A 15,896-nucleotide genomic window follows, 5' to 3' on the forward strand; every position below is an offset into this window, starting at 1 on the left:
GTTGCGACTATAGGAAAAAGCTCACTTGTTGAGGTTGAGCGTTTCGATCTGTTTGATGAATTCGCTGAGCTCTTTGATCGAGGAATCAATGTCTGCGCGCTGGCGCTTCAGCTTTGCAACATGCGCCTTGCATTTTTCGATTGTAACGCGGCGCTGTTCAACACGGCCATCATCGAGATCGTAAAGGTCGATCATTTCACGGATTTCGACGAGGCTAAAGCCGACATTCTTTGCCCGCATGATCCACGCCAGACGAGCCCGATCGCGCTTCGAATATACGCGCGTCAATCCGACCCTTGCGGGCGAGATCAATCCTTCGTCCTCATAAAAGCGCAGCGCGCGGGCGGTGCACTCAAATTCCGTTGTCAGATCGGAGATTGAGTATTGCTGGCGTGCGAGTTTATCGGGTCGGTCGATATGGGCCCCGGCATGCTTGCCGTCTTGAGCTATTTGATTCGATTTTGCTGGTGCTGTTGCCATACCACTGGCTATAGCTTACCTTTACGTTAGCGTCAAGTCTTGACCCTTACGAGAGTGCCGTCACTGACAATCCGATAAAAGCACGAATGCTCTCCGGTATGACACGCAGGACCGGCTGGATCGACGTAAAGAAGCAGCGCATCCTGGTCGCAATCAGTACGCATTTCAGTGACGCTCAAGTTATTGCCCGAGGTCCCGCCCTTCATCCAAAGCTCTTGCCGCGAGCGTGACCAGAAATGCGCTATTCCACTACTCTGCGTTTGAGCAATGGCATCTGCATTCATATGTGCCACCATCAGAACATCCTTGGTCGAATTCTCGATCACAACCGCGGTAACAAGCCCGGCCATGTCGAACTTAGGCCGGAACTCTAATGACAGTTCGGGTGATTCAGATCCGCCATTGTGATCAGTCAAAATATCTTCCTTCGATGAACGGGTGGTGGCTTACGATGGGTTGTTGCAGGATAACCACATTGCCGCTCCAAAATCTATTGGCAAGCGACTTCACACTTTGAGTTTTGACGCTGCAGTGAGACGTAGCGTCATCGGGCTCAGGCTCGACCACCGGACAAAGGTGCAAAATGCGCCGGGTTCAGGGGGCAGTCGGAATGCAGCACTCCTTTTGGAAGAGCTCTTTCGGCAAGAACGATGAGGGATAGGACCCGAACAACCAAAAAGGGGGTGGTTGTTCAAGCTTCTATGAAGAGGGTTTGTTTAATTTCGTCACGTGGCGCCCGGGGCCTTTTCGGCCTCGGGCGTTATGTTTTCAGACCTTGGGGTATCGCGGCATGATCGCCATGCAGAGCACCCGACATCACCCTCCCAAAACACGCGATGGAGACGGACCGCGCTCCGCTTTTCAGAAGTACGCGCGTGCACACATCACTGGTTGCTCCGCTGGTCAGCACATCATCGACCAATATGATATCCTGACCAGATAGCATTGTTGCCCGACGCGGGTTCAATCGAATCGCACCTGAAAGGGTTTTCTCGCTTTGTTTAGGAAGCATTCCGCCAAGCATTGGCGTATTCCTGATTCGGTATAGCCCGTCGACAAGTGCTTTCCCTTTTCCCAACTTCTCCAGTTCTAGCGCGAGAAGCGCGGATTGATTGTATCCCCGCCGCCATAGCCTCCACCTGTGCAGTGGCACCGGCACCAGCAAGGGAGGTGGCACCACACCATCCGTTTGTGGAATCTTGGACCCGATCATTTCTGCGAGCTGCCGCGCCAATCCGATCTTTCTGCCATGTTTGAAAGAGAGGATCAGCTTGCGCGACGCGTCATTGTAAATCGTTCCTGCGTAAATCCCGGAGTGCTTCGGCATACGCTCGAGGCAAACGGCACATTGTGCGCCATCGGGATTGGTCATGTCGCTTGGAAAAGGCCTGGAGCAAGTCGCGCAAGCAGGATCACCGGGAATAACAAGCCCACTCCAACATGGTGCGCAAAGCCCGTCTTGATTGGCTGTCGCATTTCCGCAGATCGGGCAGCGCGGCGGGTAAACTAGATCAATCATCGGCGCGAAGGCTTGCGCGGCCTGCGCAAGAACTCTTCCGCCCGATCTGCTGCTGGTCATGCGGCCCTCTTGCGTTGGCAATGTAAGCACGGCAGTGATCGCATGATGTCGCAAACACAGGTACCTACTATATTCTCAAGAGCGCGCCGGGAGCAGCGAGAGCAACGGGCGTCAGTCCGCATCGGCACAAGCTGGCTCTATGACGCTATGCAGGAAGATATCGGTGAGCGGCTCGACTTCATGCGGCACGAGGCAAAGAGTGCCCTTCTGGTGGGGCACGAAACTTCCTTGCTTGAGACAGCACTTGCGGCCTCAGCATCGAATATCTGTTCAGCCCGCACTCTTGATGAAGAAGAGCCACTGCCATTCTCCGAGCTTAATCTGCTTGTCAGCCTCGCCCGGCTAGATAGCGTCAACGATCTGCCGGGCGCGCTTATCCACGCGCGCAATGCACTGGCTCACGGAGGGCTGATGATCGCGCAGATTATCGGGGCTGGTAGTTTAACATCGCTTCGGGAGATCATGCTGGCTGCGGACGGCGATCGGCCAGCGGCGCGCATTCACCCACAGATTGATGATCGCGCGGGGACTGCTCTGCTCCAACGCGCCGGGTTCTCAAAACAAGTGGTCGATACACACAAACTTACGGTGCGCTATAAATCAGTGACGACGTTGATTGATGATCTTCGCGATCAGGCGCTGACTTCAGTGCTGGTATCACCGGCCCCGTATTTGGGAAAGTCGGGTCTGGCCCGCGCGCAGGCCAAGTTCGATGAGCTGCGCGAGGACGACGGGAAAGTTTCCGAAACCTTCCAGATCCTGACGCTGACCGGTTGGCGCTACGCCTTCAGTGATGATTGCGCCGCCGCCAGTCGCGCGATCGGCACGCGGTATGGCGATGCGCTGACATAATCCAGGCCAACGCTCTCGTAGAAGGCGATGCTGGCAGGATCACCGCCATGCTCGCCGCAGATGCCTAGCTTGATATCAGGGCGCGTTGCCCTGCCGCGCTCTGCCGCGAGTTCGACCAGTTGCCCGACACCTTCGATATCCAGACTCACAAACGGATCACGCGGGAAAATGCCCTTCTCAACATAAGGCGCCAGGAAACGTGCACTGTCGTCGCGCGATACACCAAGCGTGGTTTGCGTAAGGTCGTTCGTGCCGAAGCTGAAGAATGCACCTTCTTCCGCGATCTCTCCGGCCATCAAGGCCGCGCGTGGCAGCTCAATCATGGTGCCTACTAGATAGTCGACCGCAATACCCTGCGCCGCGAACACCTCAGCCGCGGCTTTGTCGACCAAGGCTTTGAGAATCTCCAGCTCCCGCTTGGTCGCAATCAGCGGGATCATGACTTCCGGAATCGGGGCTTCGCCCGATGTCTTTGCCACCTCACACGCGGCTTCAAAGATCGCCCGCGCCTGCATCTCGTAGATTTCAGGGAAGGTGATCCCAAGGCGGCAACCGCGGTGGCCCAGCATCGGGTTGAATTCGTGCAACTCTCCCGCGCGGCGCTTTAGGTGATCCACGCCAAGGCCGGTTGCATCCGCGAGATCGGCAAAGTCTGCATCCTCGTGCGGCAGAAATTCGTGCAGAGGCGGATCAAGCAAACGGATGGTGCATGGCAAGCCGACCATCACTTCGAAAATGGCCTTAAAGTCTGCGCGCTGTTCCGGCAGCAGTTTATCGAGTGCAGCACGCCGTGTTTTCTCGTCTTCTGCAAGGATCATCTGACGCACTGCCCGGATCCGGCTCGCGTCGAAAAACATATGTTCTGTGCGGCAAAGCCCGATGCCTTCAGCACCAAATTGCCGCGCCATCTTGCAGTCTGCGGGCGTTTCGGCATTGGTTCGCACACGCATGCGGCGGTGTTTGTCCGCCCATTCCATCAAAACACCAAAGTCGCCGGCCAGTTCTGGCTCGATGGTGCGAACCTCACCGGCCATGATCTGGCCATTCGCGCCGTCTATGGTGATGGTATCACCCTCTTTCAGCTCACGATTGCCGATGCGCAAAGTCTTGCTCGCGCGGTCGATCGAAACGGTCGACGCGCCCGAAACACAGGGCCGCCCCATACCGCGCGCAACCACGGCTGCATGTGACGTCATGCCGCCACGCGCTGTCAGAATGCCTTGCGCGGCGTGCATTCCGTGGATGTCCTCTGGCGAGGTTTCTACCCGGACCAAGATCACTTTCTCGCCGCGACCGGACCACTGTTCCGCGGTGTCTGCATCCAGCACGATCTTGCCTGAAGCTGCGCCTGGTGAGGCGGGCAAACCGGTACCCAGAATATCGCGGTGCGCCTTGGGATCAAGCGTGGGGTGCAGCAACTGATCCAACGCCATCGGATCGACGCGCAGGATCGCGGTTTTCTCGTCGATCAGGCCTTCACCAACCATATCGACCGCCATCTTCAGGGCAGCCTTGGCAGTGCGCTTGCCCGATCGTGTCTGCAGCATCCACAGCGTGCCCTGTTGCACGGTGAATTCGATGTCCTGCATGTCCTTGTAGTGATGTTCCAGCAGGTCAAACACGCGGGCTAGCTCGCCGTAAGCCTCTGGCATCGCCTCTTCCATACTCAGCGGTTTGGCATTCGCTTTCTCGCGCGCAGCTTTCGTCAGATATTGCGGCGTGCGGATGCCAGCCACCACGTCTTCACCCTGCGCATTGATGAGATATTCGCCATAGTACGCACGCTCGCCTGTTGCCGGATCGCGCGTGAAGGCAACGCCAGTGGCCGATGTGGCGCCCATATTGCCGAACACCATGGCCTGCACATTGACGGCGGTGCCCCAGTGGGCAGGAATATCGTTCAACCGGCGGTAAACCTTGGCGCGGTCGCTATCCCAGCTGTCAAACACTGCCTGGATCGCGCCCCACAGCTGCTCGGTCACGTCTTGCGGGAACGGATGGCCTAGCTCTTTTTCGGCGATGGTTTTGTATTCGGCGACCAGTTCCTTCCAGTCGCGCGCCTCCATCTCGGTATCGGCGTAGAGGCCCTTCTCGTCTTTCGCGATCTCCAGCGCTTCCTCGAACAATCCGTGATCTAGGCCGAGCACAACGTCCGCATACATCTGGATGAACCGGCGATAGCTGTCCCACGCGAAGCGTGCATCGCCCGATGCACTGGCGAGGCCAGCAACGGTATCATCGTTGAGGCCGAGATTCAGGACGGTGTCCATCATGCCCGGCATGGAAACGCGCGCGCCCGATCGGACCGAAACGAGCAGCGGGTCACTCGCATCACCAAAGCTTTTACCAACGGTCGCTTCGATATGCTTCAGCGCGCCTGCAACTTGCGCGCGTAATTCTTCCCCGAATTCCGCACCTTCTTGCAGATACTTCACACATTCTTCAGTGGTGATGGTGAAGCCCGGAGGGACCGGCAGGCCGATGCTCGCCATCTCTGCCAGATTGGCGCCCTTCCCGCCGGTAACGGTCTTGTCCTTTTGGCGTTCATCCGAGTGATCTGCCGATCCGCCGAAAGTGTAAACCGTTTGAACCATCAACCTTCAATCCTTGAGAAATCTGCTACTTGATGCACTGCATCGTGGAAGCGCGATAGCAGCGTCAGGCGCGCTGCGCGAACATGCTTTTCTTCAGCGTTGACAATCACGTCTTCAAAGAAGTGGTCGATTGGCGCGCGCAGACTGGCGAGAGCAGACATGGCAGCAGCAAAGTCTTCTTCGGCAATCGCTGCGACTACCTTGGGTTCCGCAGCCTGAAGCGCATCGATCAGAGCCTTCTCGGCGTCTTCAGGCGCATGCGAAGGCTCGGTCGGCTCGAATTCCTCTTTCTTGAGGATATTCGCGGCACGCTTGTAGCCTGCTAGGAGGTTTGCGCCATCTTCGGTGTCTAAGAACACTTGAAGCGCTTTGGCGCGACGAACAACGCGATCCATTCGAACGTCTTCCCGGAAGTTCCAGCGGTCTGAAGCGTCAATTCGATCGTGCTTAATACCCTGCTCTTTTAACTGAACCTTGAGACGATCAAGTAAGAAGACCGGTATCGCCGTTAGAATGCTTCGACGCGCAATATCCTGCTCAGAAAGATGCTGCGTCGGATCAGCCTGTCCGAGCCACTTCTCGATTACAAAGTCTGTTTGGACCCTAATGTCATTTTCTAGAAGCAACCGAAGGATTCCCAGTGCCGCGCGCCGAAGGGCAAATGGGTCCTTCGACCCGGTCGGGAATTCCATGATATCAAAGAATGCGATGAGCGTATCAAGCTTATCCGCCAAACTCACCGCCACGGTCACCGGCTCGGTTGGCACTTCATCACCCTGCCCCACCGGCTTGTAGTGATCGCGGATTGCGTCGGAAACTTCCTGACGCAAGCCTTCCTTCTCGGCGTAATATCCGCCCATCAGGCCTTGTAGCTCGGGGAACTCGCCGACCATTTCAGTGACGAGATCGGCCTTGCACAGGCGCGCGGCCCGTTCGGCCAAATCGGGATTGGCTTTGACGATCCCTTCCTCGCACAGCCAGCGGGAAAGCTTCGCCACACGCTCGACCTTGTCGGCAACGGTGCCGAGCTTCTCGTGGAAGGTAATCCGCTCCAGCTTTTTTGCGTGATCTTCAAGGAAAGTCTTCTGGTCCAATTCCCAGAAGAACCGCGCGTCGGAAAGCCTTGCGGCAAGGACTTTGCGGTTTCCGTCGACCACAACCGCCGGATCGTCGGCTTCGATATTCGCAGTGCAAATGAACGCATTGGCCAGTTTGCCATTCGCATCCTCGCACACGAAATACTTCTGGTTCACCCGCGCAGTCAGCTGGATCACTTCGGGCGGAACGTCGAGATAACTCTCATCGAAACGGCCGAGCAGCGGCACCGGCCATTCGGTCAGGCCGGCATTCTCGATCACAAGACCTTCATCTTCGACTAGATTCAGGCCCGCATCTTCCGCTGCCTTTTTCGCACCCGCGCGCACAGCATCCTGCCGCTCTTCATGATCAACGATCACATGACATGCGCGCAGCTTCTCGACGTAGTCATCAGCCGAACTGATGGTGATTTCACCTTGGTGATGGAACCGGTGGCCAACCGTGGCATAGCCGCTTGTGATGCTGTCTACGCCGCATTCGATCAGATCTTCGCCCAATATCGCCACAATGCCAGACAATGGACGCACCCAGCGCGGGCTTTCCGTGCTGATCGAGGCATCGCCCCAGCGCATCGACTTGGGCCAGGCGAAATCGCGGATGATCGCAGGGATAGCCTCAGCGAGCAGATCCTTCACTGCCCTGCCCGGCTTTTCGATCACGGCAAAATAGGTATTGCGCCCTTTGACCTCGCGCACTTCCAGCTGATCACGCGTCACGCCGTTCTTGCGGCAGAAACCCTCGATTGCTTGATCGGGCGCGCCTTCGGGCGGCCCCTTGGCTTCTTCGCGAACCGCCTCGGTCTCGGTCGGTAAATCGCGCGCGATCAGCGCCAGCCTGCGCGGGGTCGAGTAAACGGTCAGATCACCGACCGAAACACCCGCCGCATCCATCTCGCGACGGAACAGTTTCTCCAGTTCAGCGCGCGCACCAGCCTGCATCCGCGCGGGGATTTCTTCGGATAGGAGTTCCAGGAGGAAGTCGCTCATTTCGACCACTCCGGATATTTCTCCGCCCAGCCCGCGGCTTCTTTTTCCATATGCGCTTCGCAGCTTCCTCGCGCCAGATCACGTACGCGGCCCATATAGCTCGCGCGTTCCTGAACGCTGATTACGCCGCGCGCCTGCAGCAGGTTGAAGATGTGGCTCGCCTCGACTGCCTGTTCATAGGCCGCGATCGGGACATTGGCCGAAAGTGCGTTCTTGCACTCCGCCTCTGCCTTGTTGAACAGGTCAAACAGCGCGTCTGTGTCAGCAACCTCGAAGTTCCACTTCGACATCTGTTTCTCGTTTTCGAGAAACACCTCGCCGTAGCTTACACCGCGACCGTTGAAGTCGAGGTCGTACACATTGTCGACGCCCTGGATATACATCGCCAGTCGCTCTAGGCCGTAAGTTAGCTCGCCAGCAACGGGTTTGCAGTCAAACCCGCCCATCTGCTGGAAATAAGTGAATTGCGTGACTTCCATTCCGTCACACCACACTTCCCAGCCCAGGCCCCATGCACCCAAGGTGGGGCTTTCCCAGTCATCCTCGACAAATCGGATATCGTGCTTAAGCGGATCGATCCCGATGACCGAAAGGCTATCGAGATACCATTGCTGGATATCCGGCGGGCTTGGCTTCAGGATCACCTGATACTGATAGTAATGCTGCAGGCGATTGGGGTTCTCGCCATAGCGCCCGTCAGTCGGGCGGCGGCATGGCTGAACGAAAGCCGCGTTCCAAGGCTCCGGCCCTAGCGCGCGCAGCGTGGTGGCGGTGTGGAACGTGCCAGCGCCCATGCGCATGTCGTAAGGTTGCAGCACCAGACACCCCTTTGCGCTCCAGAAATCATGGAGCGCAAGGATCATGTCCTGAAAAGACCGCTTTGGATCGCGTTTTGGCGGGTCGAAACTCATAGCGCAGGCCAATGGCTCAACCCCCTGCCCTCGTCAATGCTGCGATGCAGCGTTGGCGCGCGTAAGCACGATTTTCCCACGATACACAGCAAGACTTCATTGCGTGTTAAGGGCAGGTGCGGATACGGTCGATTTCAACATTAGCGAGACAGGACTAACCCGAAGATGCGCATCAGGATCACCACAGCACTAACCGTGTCTGCTTTGCTACTGGCCGGGCCAGCCCTGGCACAAGATGAGATTGCTCCTGAGGTAACAGAAGAAACCGCGGCAGAAACGGGATCCCCCGCGCTTTGGAAAGTCGCAGACGAAGACACCACGATCTATCTCTTTGGAACCGTCCACGCGCTACCTGACGACGTCGAATGGTCGACACCGATGCTGGAGAACGCGCTTGCCGAATCCGATAGCATCGTGACCGAAATCAAGATGGGCCCTGAAATCGGGCAAGAAATGCAAACTCTTGTGATGACCAAGGGGGTCCTACCGAAAGGTACCACGTTACGCAGCTTGCTGTCAGCGGAACAAAAGGCTTCATACGAAGAAGCGATGGGCAAACTTTCTGTCCCGCCAGCGGCGTTTGACCAGTTCGAGGCATGGTATGCTGGTATGATGATGAGCATGTTGCCCTTGCTGCAGCAAGGCTATTCGCCGGATGCTGGCGTTGAGAAAGTGCTGCTCACAAAGGCCGGCGAAAAAGACCAGCAAGCACTTGAGACCATCGAATTCCAGATCAGCGTGTTCGATGAACTGCCCCAAGAATCGCAGATTGGATTCCTGATCGACGCCGCAAATGGGATCGACGAGATCAAGCCCATGCTGGACAAGATGGTGGCAGAGTGGGTCGAAGGTGACGCTGATGCCCTGGCAAACCTGATGAACGAGGGCCTGACCGATCCCGCGGTCGCTGAGAGCCTCCTCTACATGCGCAATCGCAATTGGGCCGACTGGATTGACACGCGTTTAGACACCCCTGGCACTGTCTTCATCGCCGTGGGTGCGGGCCACCTCGCGGGTGACAAGAGCGTTCAAGACTATCTGGCAGAACGCGAGATCGAAACAATCCGCGTTCAATGATCGCAAGGTTCGCTTTCTTGCTGGCGGGTGCCTTGGTGCTAGCCGGCTGCGAAGCTGGCGGTGAAACGGTCGAAAACGACCAGCTCACGCCGTCTCCGATCTTGTACGAGATCGCGGACGCGAAAGGCGAGCCTCAGGGCTGGCTGTTTGGCACTATTCATGCGCTGCCCGACGGGGTCGAATGGCGAACCGCTGATCTCGAAAGGGTTATCGATCAGGCACAGCTACTTGTCGTTGAAGTTGGCGATTTGTCTGACACACGCTCGATCAACAGCACATTCACCACTCTTGCCACGACCCCCGGTCAACCCGACATACGGACCCGGGTCGATGCCGAAGACCGTCAGCAACTCGATGAAATGATGGCAAAGGGACATTTTTCATCGCGCGATTTTGCAAATGTGGAAACCTGGGCGGCAGCCCTTATGCTCGCGCGGGTTTCCAACACCGGCTCCCCGCGTAACGGAGCGGACAAAGCACTTCTGCTTGAGTTCCCCGACCATCGGGTGCGCGAGCTCGAAGGCACACTCACCCAAATGCGCATCTTTGATGATCTGGCACCGCAGGATCAAACAGATTTGCTGACCGGAATTATAGACGAGTACCGCTCGCTTGGCGACAATCCGGAGCGATTACGGAAGGCATGGCTCAGCGGTGACGAGGAAGGGCTGATCAACGCAACCCAATCGGGCATTATGGCTGATCCCGAACTCTATGAGGCCCTACTAGCCGGCCGTAACCGTGCCTGGATGAAAGAAATTGACGACCTACTGGCTGATGGGCCCAATCCTCTCATCGCTGTGGGCGCTGCCCACCTGGTTGGCCCAGACGGGCTGACGACCCTGATTGAACAGCGCGGATACACCCTCACCCGCCTGCAATAGCGCTTGCCATTCATCTGCACCCCCTCTAAAGGCCCGCGCTTCGGCGTCATGGTCATCCCTGGAGGTGTGGCGCGCGAAGTAACCAAATAAGCATTTCGAAAGGTAAGCGACATGAGCGACGCTCTGACACTTCCGGCCGAGACGCGCGAACGGGCTGGCAAGGGAGCCTCCCGTGCACTGCGTCGCGAAGGCCGAGTACCCGCTGTAATTTATGGCGGCAAAGAAGCACCAACGACAATCCATCTGGAAGAAAAAGAACTGGTCAAGCAACTCGGGACCGGTCACTTCATGAACTCGATCGTTGAGATCAAGCTAGGTAGCGAAATCATTCGCACTCTTCCCAAGGACGTATCGCTCCATCCGGTCACAGATCGTCCGGAACATGTCGACTTCCTCCGCATGACCAAAGGTGGCAAGATCGGCGTGTCTGTCCCTGTTGTCTTCATCAATGAAGACGCATCACCAGGTCTCAAGAAGGGTGGAGTTCTCAACGTAGTCCGTCACGAGCTGGAACTGGTCTGCGAAAACGACAAGATTCCGGGCGAGATCGAGATCGATGTCACTGGCAAGGAAGTGGGCGATTCGATCCACATCAGTGAGTTGACGTTGCCAGAGGGCAGCGAGAGCGCCATCACCGATCGTGACTTCACCATCGCAACGCTGGTTGCTCCGTCCGCACTTAAGAAGAGCGAAGATGAGGCGGCAGCAGGCGATGAAGATGCAGGCGAAGCAGCGGAAGCTGAAAGCGGCGATGACGCAGCTGACAGCGAAGAAGGCGGCGACGAGTAACTCGCTTCCAACCGCTTTCTCATTGAGAAATCACCAAGGCGCCGGGCTTCGAAAGAAGTCCGGTGTTTTGTTTTTTGCATCCGCTCGCTAGGGGATCTGCATGCAAATTTGGGCTGGCCTTGGTAATCCTGGACCGTGTTACGCGATGAACCGGCACAATGTCGGTTTCATGGTGTGTGACGTCTTGGCTGAAATGCACCCGTTCGGCCCGGTGCAGAAGAAATTTCAAGGATGGGTGCGGGAAGGCCGGATCGGCTCCGAAAAAGTGCTTTTGCTGAAACCTGCGACTTTCATGAACGAAAGCGGGCGTTCCATTGGCGAAGCGCTGCGTTATTACAAGCTTAGTCCGCAAGACCTGACCGTATTTTATGACGAGCTTGATCTCGAACCGTTCAAGATCAAGGTAAAGCGCGGCGGTGGGGCTGCTGGACACAACGGAATACGTTCTACAATTCAGCACATAAGCGAGGATTTTCGCCGCGTTCGCATCGGTATAGGTCACCCTGGACATAAGGAACGCGTCACTGGCCATGTGCTGGGTAACTATGGCAAAACGGAACAAGATGATTTGGTTCAGATGCTAGGGGCGATCGGAAGCGAAGCTGAATTGCTGGCGAAGGGAGATGATGCCCGGTTCATGAGCGACTGCGCGTTGCGCATAAATGGCTGATACAATGCAAAGAGTGATAGTCATTGGGCCATGCGGGGCTGGCGAGAGCACGGCGTCACATCGGATCGCGACAGCTCTAGGCCTGCCAATCTACCACCTGGACAAGCTCCATTAGAGTGCCGGGTGGGTGGAAGGCTCGAAAGATGAATTGCGAACAGCTCTGGCGCCGATTGTCGCGAGCGATTGTCGGCTAATCGATGGCAACTATGGCAGCACAATGGAGGCGCGCCTTAAGCGCGCTGATACGGTTGTCTACCTCGACTACCCAATCACCCTTTCCCTTTGGCGAGCAGCCAAACGAGTGTGGTTTTACCGCGGGCGATCTCGACCGGACATGGCAGAAGATTGCCCTGAAAGGTTCAGTTTCGAGTTCTTCTGGTACATTGCGAATTGGAACCGCCGCGCGCGACCAAGAACCGAAAACTTGCTCAAGGGATCTGAAGCACGCATCCTGCGTTTCAAGAAACCACAGCAACTCGATCGCTGGTTGTCGAACCTGGAGAGTAGATCATGAGCAGTATTTCCCGTCGCGGCCTTCTTGCTGGTGGCGCAGCAGTTGGAACTTTTGCAGCCACCGCCAGCTTCGCGCAGACAGATCAGATTGCGGTCAAGCACGACATGCGCGGCAAAAGCATCCTTATCACCGGTTGTTCTTCCGGCTTCGGACGGTTGATGGCTGAAGATTTCGCGCGCAAGGGTGCCAAGGTTTTCGCGACCATGCGCAATTTGCCGCGCCCGGAAGCAGGCGAGCTTGAGGCGCTGGCAAACACGGAAAACCTTGATCTGCATGTGATCGAGATTGACGTGCAGTCCGATGAACAAGTCACCGCTGGTGTTGCCAAAGCGGAAGAGATTGCAGGCGGCGCGATAGACATTCTGATCAACAATGCTGGGATCGGTTATGCTGGCCCGATCGAGTTGCAGGATATGATCGCAACGCAGCTGATCTTCGATACCAATGTCTATGGCCCTCACCGTATGTCGCGCGCTGTCCTTCCCGCGATGCGCCGCGCCAAGAACGGCTTGATCTTCAACATCTCCTCTCAGCTAGGGCGCGTAATCGTTCCATCAGCGGGGCATTACTCGCCAACAAAGTTCGCGTTGGAGGCGATGAGCGAAGCAATGGCTTATGAGCTTGTCCCGCACGGCGTAGAAGTGTGCGTGATCGAGCCGGGCGGCTATCCGACCAAGGTCTGGGTCAATCGCAACAAGCTGGCAAGTGAACTTAAGGAACGCCTCAATTTTGACGAGCGCGCCGCCTATCCGCAATTGGTTGCACGCATGGGGCGGGAAGATGGCACTCGCCGCACTGCGGACCCGATGGATGTGCCAAATGCTATCGCCGAAATCATTTCCATGCCGCCCGGCACGCGCCCGCTGCGAAAGGCGGTTCATCCTGGCAGCAAACCGCAGATTGCGATCAATGATCTAACTGCGAAGGTTCAGGTCGATTTGCTGGGTGAGACCGCCTTCGGCCCTTGGATCAAGGACGTTCACAACGTCTGACCTGATCAGATCGGGCTGCCTGGTGGTAGATCAGGCAACATGCTCTTGTTGCTGATCGCCGCATCCAGCGCCTGACGGTCTGACAGAAGCGCGCCCAGCCCGCGCGCCCAGTCTCCGTCAGCACCCTTGGCACGGCTGCGGCTGAGTTCCGCCGCCCAGGTCGCAATGCGCCCGTCCATCTGCATCCCAATCGATTGCGAGAGCGCGCTTTCACGCGATGCTTTGGCCATGGACAGCGCTATCGTGGTCGCGATCCTGCGGCCCAGCGCTCCCTTTCTGGCGGAATCATTGGCATGCCCGATCAGTCGGTCAAGCACACGTTCGACATCGGGCGCGGCAATCCCGTCTGCCTGCTGAATGTCGAGCCGGTTGAGCCGGTCTGGCGCAAGCAAATTGTCCAGAACCGCGACGGCACCGATTTCGGCAGCGCGCATAGGATCGAAAACCGATCCACCAGCCATTGGCAAGATCTCGATTGTCGTCGAGTAATCGTAATCGGTGCGCGGGCCGTATGACAGCGCATGCCATAGTTGCCGGGGTATGCTCAGCGTTTCGACTGACAGGGCACGCATGAGCGCATCCAGCGCGGCATCCTGCTGGTGAGCCGGAACCTTTGAGACTGCGACATCGTCTCCGTTCAGTCCGATGGGAGTATAGACCCCGCCAAGCAGCTTTGCGCTCGCCTCTGTCTGGTAGCGATGAAGCAGCCAGATTGGCACGAACGCGCGGCGTAGGCTCGCCAGATCCTGACCCGCAGGGATCGCATCAATATTGAAGCGTTTAAGCGCCGCTTCGCGCACATCCAGCACCCGGTGCAGTTCGGCCGCAGGCTCCAACCCGTCATCCCACAACCCGCCATATGGATTGGCCGCGCCGGTTCCATCAGTGTCGGCATTGGACGCAAAGCGTAACCCCCTCGCTTGCGCTTCCTGCACCATGGCGCGGGCCTCTTCATCTGTCTTGGCAGCATAGAGGTATTTGATCGCGAACTTGTCCCACTCGCCCACGCCTACGCCATATGCATTGGCAATGGACAACTTGCCTTCAACCAGCTCCACCCGTGGCGCAGGGTAATCCATGACCGAGTATCGATCCTGCGTGCTGGCCGCAAAATTATGCGCCAAGCCTAGAGTATGACCTACTTCATGCGCGCCCAATTGGCGAATGCGCGCCAACGCAACCGGAACAGGATCGTTGGGATCGCCAGTGTCCGTCAGCCCCGCCCCCATCAGCGCCTGGAAGATCATGATATCCTGCCGCACGCGCAGCGAGCCGAGCATTACGCTGCCCTTCAGGATCTCTCCGGTACGCGGGTCGACTATGCTCGGGCCATAAGACCAGCCCCTGGTTGCTCGATTGACCCAATTGACGGCATTGTAGCGCATGTCGAGCGGATCGACGTTTGCCGGAAGAACTTCAACGCGGAAAGCATCGATAAAGCCCGCTTCGTCAAACGCCTCTGCCCACCAACCAACACCATCAATCAGCGCTTGGCGCACGGGCTCTGGCGCGGCCCCATCAACGTAATAGACAATCGGCTCTTTCACCGGACCGCGCTCGGCCGCCGGATCGACTTTCTCCAAGCGGTGCCGTTCGGCCAGATTGACCAGCATGGATTTGCCCAGAGGCGCAGAAAAGTCATAGGTTTGCGTGCTGAACGCAAAGCCATAGGGATCGGTGCGCCGCGGCATCGGATCATCCGGCAGTTCGACAAGCGAATGGCGCACCCATAGCGAGATGTCGCTGCCATTTGGCGACACATTGCGCAGCGATGGATCAGGCTTCTTGGAGGTGAAACTGAGCAGCGCGGAAAACTCCACGTTCTCGGGAAAGGCCTTCACCTTTGCCGGGTCCGCAAGGGAGTAATCCCCTTGCAGAGTGTACCCGTCGCCCAGTTGTTGCGCGAAGCCGAAGTGATCCTTGGCTAAGAAAGGCGCGAAGTCAAAACTGAAGCTGCCATCTTCGGATGTTTCCTTGATATCGCCAACCCACATGGTCGCATTTGAGAAGCTGTTCGCGATGGAGTCCTGTTGCGCCTTCGAACCATTGGGCGCGATGAACTTGGTATTCTCAAGCTCTGCCACAACCTTCTTGCCAAGACGGCGGAACCGCAGGATCCCTGTGCGCAAAGGTGCGCCGCGATCTACACCAGTCGCGGCTGATCCCACGCCTGTTTCTATCTGCGCAACATAAAGATATCGTCCTGCTATGCCGGCATCGTCGGGGGCTGACATTTTTAACATGATCGTGCCCGTTTCGGTATCGGCAGCAACCGGCAGCAAAGTGTCTTGAGCAGCTAGCGGTCCGAACGGCATGGCGCTCGCTAACGCAGCAGCAAGGATGAGTTTACGCATTGTCTATCCCCTGTTGTTGCACAAAGAGTTAGCAGCTTCACACAATCTGTCGAGCATCGCGCTTCCCCCCGCGCCGCTAACCCGCTAAGGCCCGCGCGAAATCACTTTTACCGGAG

The 15,896-nt window shown here is 57.2% G+C and carries 13 protein-coding genes; 6 read left to right on the forward strand and 7 right to left on the reverse strand.

The features are described from left to right. Nucleotides 1-21: 21 nt before the first annotated feature. From QQX03_RS08025 to QQX03_RS08035, 3 genes are all read right to left on the reverse strand, one after another. Nucleotides 22-480, reverse strand: coding sequence for a MerR family transcriptional regulator (locus tag QQX03_RS08025; protein ID WP_285975236.1), 459 nt, complete (start codon nucleotides 478-480; stop codon nucleotides 22-24). A gap of 32 nt (nucleotides 481-512) precedes the next feature. Continuing rightward, nucleotides 513-896, reverse strand: coding sequence for a phosphoribosyl-AMP cyclohydrolase (gene hisI, locus QQX03_RS08030; protein ID WP_285975237.1), 384 nt, complete (start codon nucleotides 894-896; stop codon nucleotides 513-515). 344 nt (nucleotides 897-1,240) lie between these two features. Then, the gene (locus tag QQX03_RS08035; RefSeq protein ID WP_349665833.1) at nucleotides 1,241-2,059 is read right to left on the reverse strand and encodes a double zinc ribbon domain-containing protein; all 819 of its coding nucleotides are present in this window, start codon (nucleotides 2,057-2,059) and stop codon (nucleotides 1,241-1,243) included. A 42-nt stretch (nucleotides 2,060-2,101) separates the two neighbouring features. Between QQX03_RS08035 and QQX03_RS08040 the strand changes: the two genes are divergently transcribed. Further along, nucleotides 2,102-2,911 (forward strand): methyltransferase, encoded by an 810-nt coding sequence (locus tag QQX03_RS08040; protein ID WP_285975238.1) that lies wholly within the window; start codon nucleotides 2,102-2,104, stop codon nucleotides 2,909-2,911. Here QQX03_RS08040 and ppdK read toward each other — a convergent pair. Genes ppdK through QQX03_RS08055 form a run of 3 tightly spaced genes read right to left on the reverse strand, consistent with a single transcriptional unit; the run spans nucleotide 2,839 to nucleotide 8,452 of the window. Continuing rightward, on the reverse strand, nucleotides 2,839-5,505 hold the full coding sequence (ppdK, locus tag QQX03_RS08045; RefSeq protein ID WP_285975239.1) for a pyruvate, phosphate dikinase: 2,667 nt from the start codon (nucleotides 5,503-5,505) through the stop codon (nucleotides 2,839-2,841). The two genes, QQX03_RS08040 and ppdK, sit on opposite strands and share 73 nt — an antisense overlap. After that, on the reverse strand, nucleotides 5,505-7,589 hold the full coding sequence (gene glyS, locus QQX03_RS08050; RefSeq protein WP_285975240.1) for a glycine--tRNA ligase subunit beta: 2,085 nt from the start codon (nucleotides 7,587-7,589) through the stop codon (nucleotides 5,505-5,507). Before glyS ends, ppdK begins: the two co-directional genes overlap by 1 nt. Beyond that, nucleotides 7,586-8,452 carry a glycine--tRNA ligase subunit alpha gene (locus tag QQX03_RS08055; protein WP_285975241.1) on the reverse strand — a complete coding sequence of 289 codons (867 nt, stop codon included), beginning with the start codon at nucleotides 8,450-8,452 and terminating at the stop codon, nucleotides 7,586-7,588. Before QQX03_RS08055 ends, glyS begins: the two co-directional genes overlap by 4 nt. A gap of 213 nt (nucleotides 8,453-8,665) precedes the next feature. On the opposite strand from QQX03_RS08055, the gene QQX03_RS08060 reads away from it, so the two are divergent. From QQX03_RS08060 to QQX03_RS08080, 5 genes are all read left to right on the forward strand, one after another. Then, complete coding sequence (locus QQX03_RS08060) at nucleotides 8,666-9,577, forward strand: TraB/GumN family protein (RefSeq protein WP_285975242.1); 912 nt, start codon at nucleotides 8,666-8,668, stop codon at nucleotides 9,575-9,577. Then, entirely contained in the window at nucleotides 9,574-10,461 is an 888-nt protein-coding gene (locus QQX03_RS08065) for a TraB/GumN family protein (RefSeq protein ID WP_285975243.1), read from the forward strand. The genes QQX03_RS08060 and QQX03_RS08065 overlap by 4 nt, the downstream gene beginning before the upstream one ends. Nucleotides 10,462-10,572: 111 nt before the next feature. Next, the gene (locus tag QQX03_RS08070) at nucleotides 10,573-11,250 is read left to right on the forward strand and encodes a 50S ribosomal protein L25/general stress protein Ctc (RefSeq protein WP_285975244.1); all 678 of its coding nucleotides are present in this window, start codon (nucleotides 10,573-10,575) and stop codon (nucleotides 11,248-11,250) included. Nucleotides 11,251-11,350: 100 nt separating this feature from the next. Continuing rightward, complete coding sequence (gene pth, locus QQX03_RS08075; protein WP_285975245.1) at nucleotides 11,351-11,920, forward strand: aminoacyl-tRNA hydrolase; 570 nt, start codon at nucleotides 11,351-11,353, stop codon at nucleotides 11,918-11,920. Nucleotides 11,921-12,430: 510 nt separating this feature from the next. Beyond that, nucleotides 12,431-13,426 (forward strand): SDR family oxidoreductase, encoded by a 996-nt coding sequence (locus QQX03_RS08080; RefSeq protein ID WP_285975246.1) that lies wholly within the window; start codon nucleotides 12,431-12,433, stop codon nucleotides 13,424-13,426. Nucleotides 13,427-13,431: 5 nt separating this feature from the next. Here the strand turns inward: QQX03_RS08080 and QQX03_RS08085 are convergent, their stop codons facing one another. Next, on the reverse strand, nucleotides 13,432-15,780 hold the full coding sequence (locus QQX03_RS08085; protein ID WP_285975247.1) for a zinc-dependent metalloprotease: 2,349 nt from the start codon (nucleotides 15,778-15,780) through the stop codon (nucleotides 13,432-13,434). Nucleotides 15,781-15,896 lie beyond the last annotated feature (116 nt).

Origin of the sequence: Altererythrobacter rubellus, from assembly GCF_030284385.1 — a bacterium.
Taxonomy (GTDB): Bacteria; Pseudomonadota; Alphaproteobacteria; order Sphingomonadales; family Sphingomonadaceae; genus Erythrobacter; species Erythrobacter rubellus.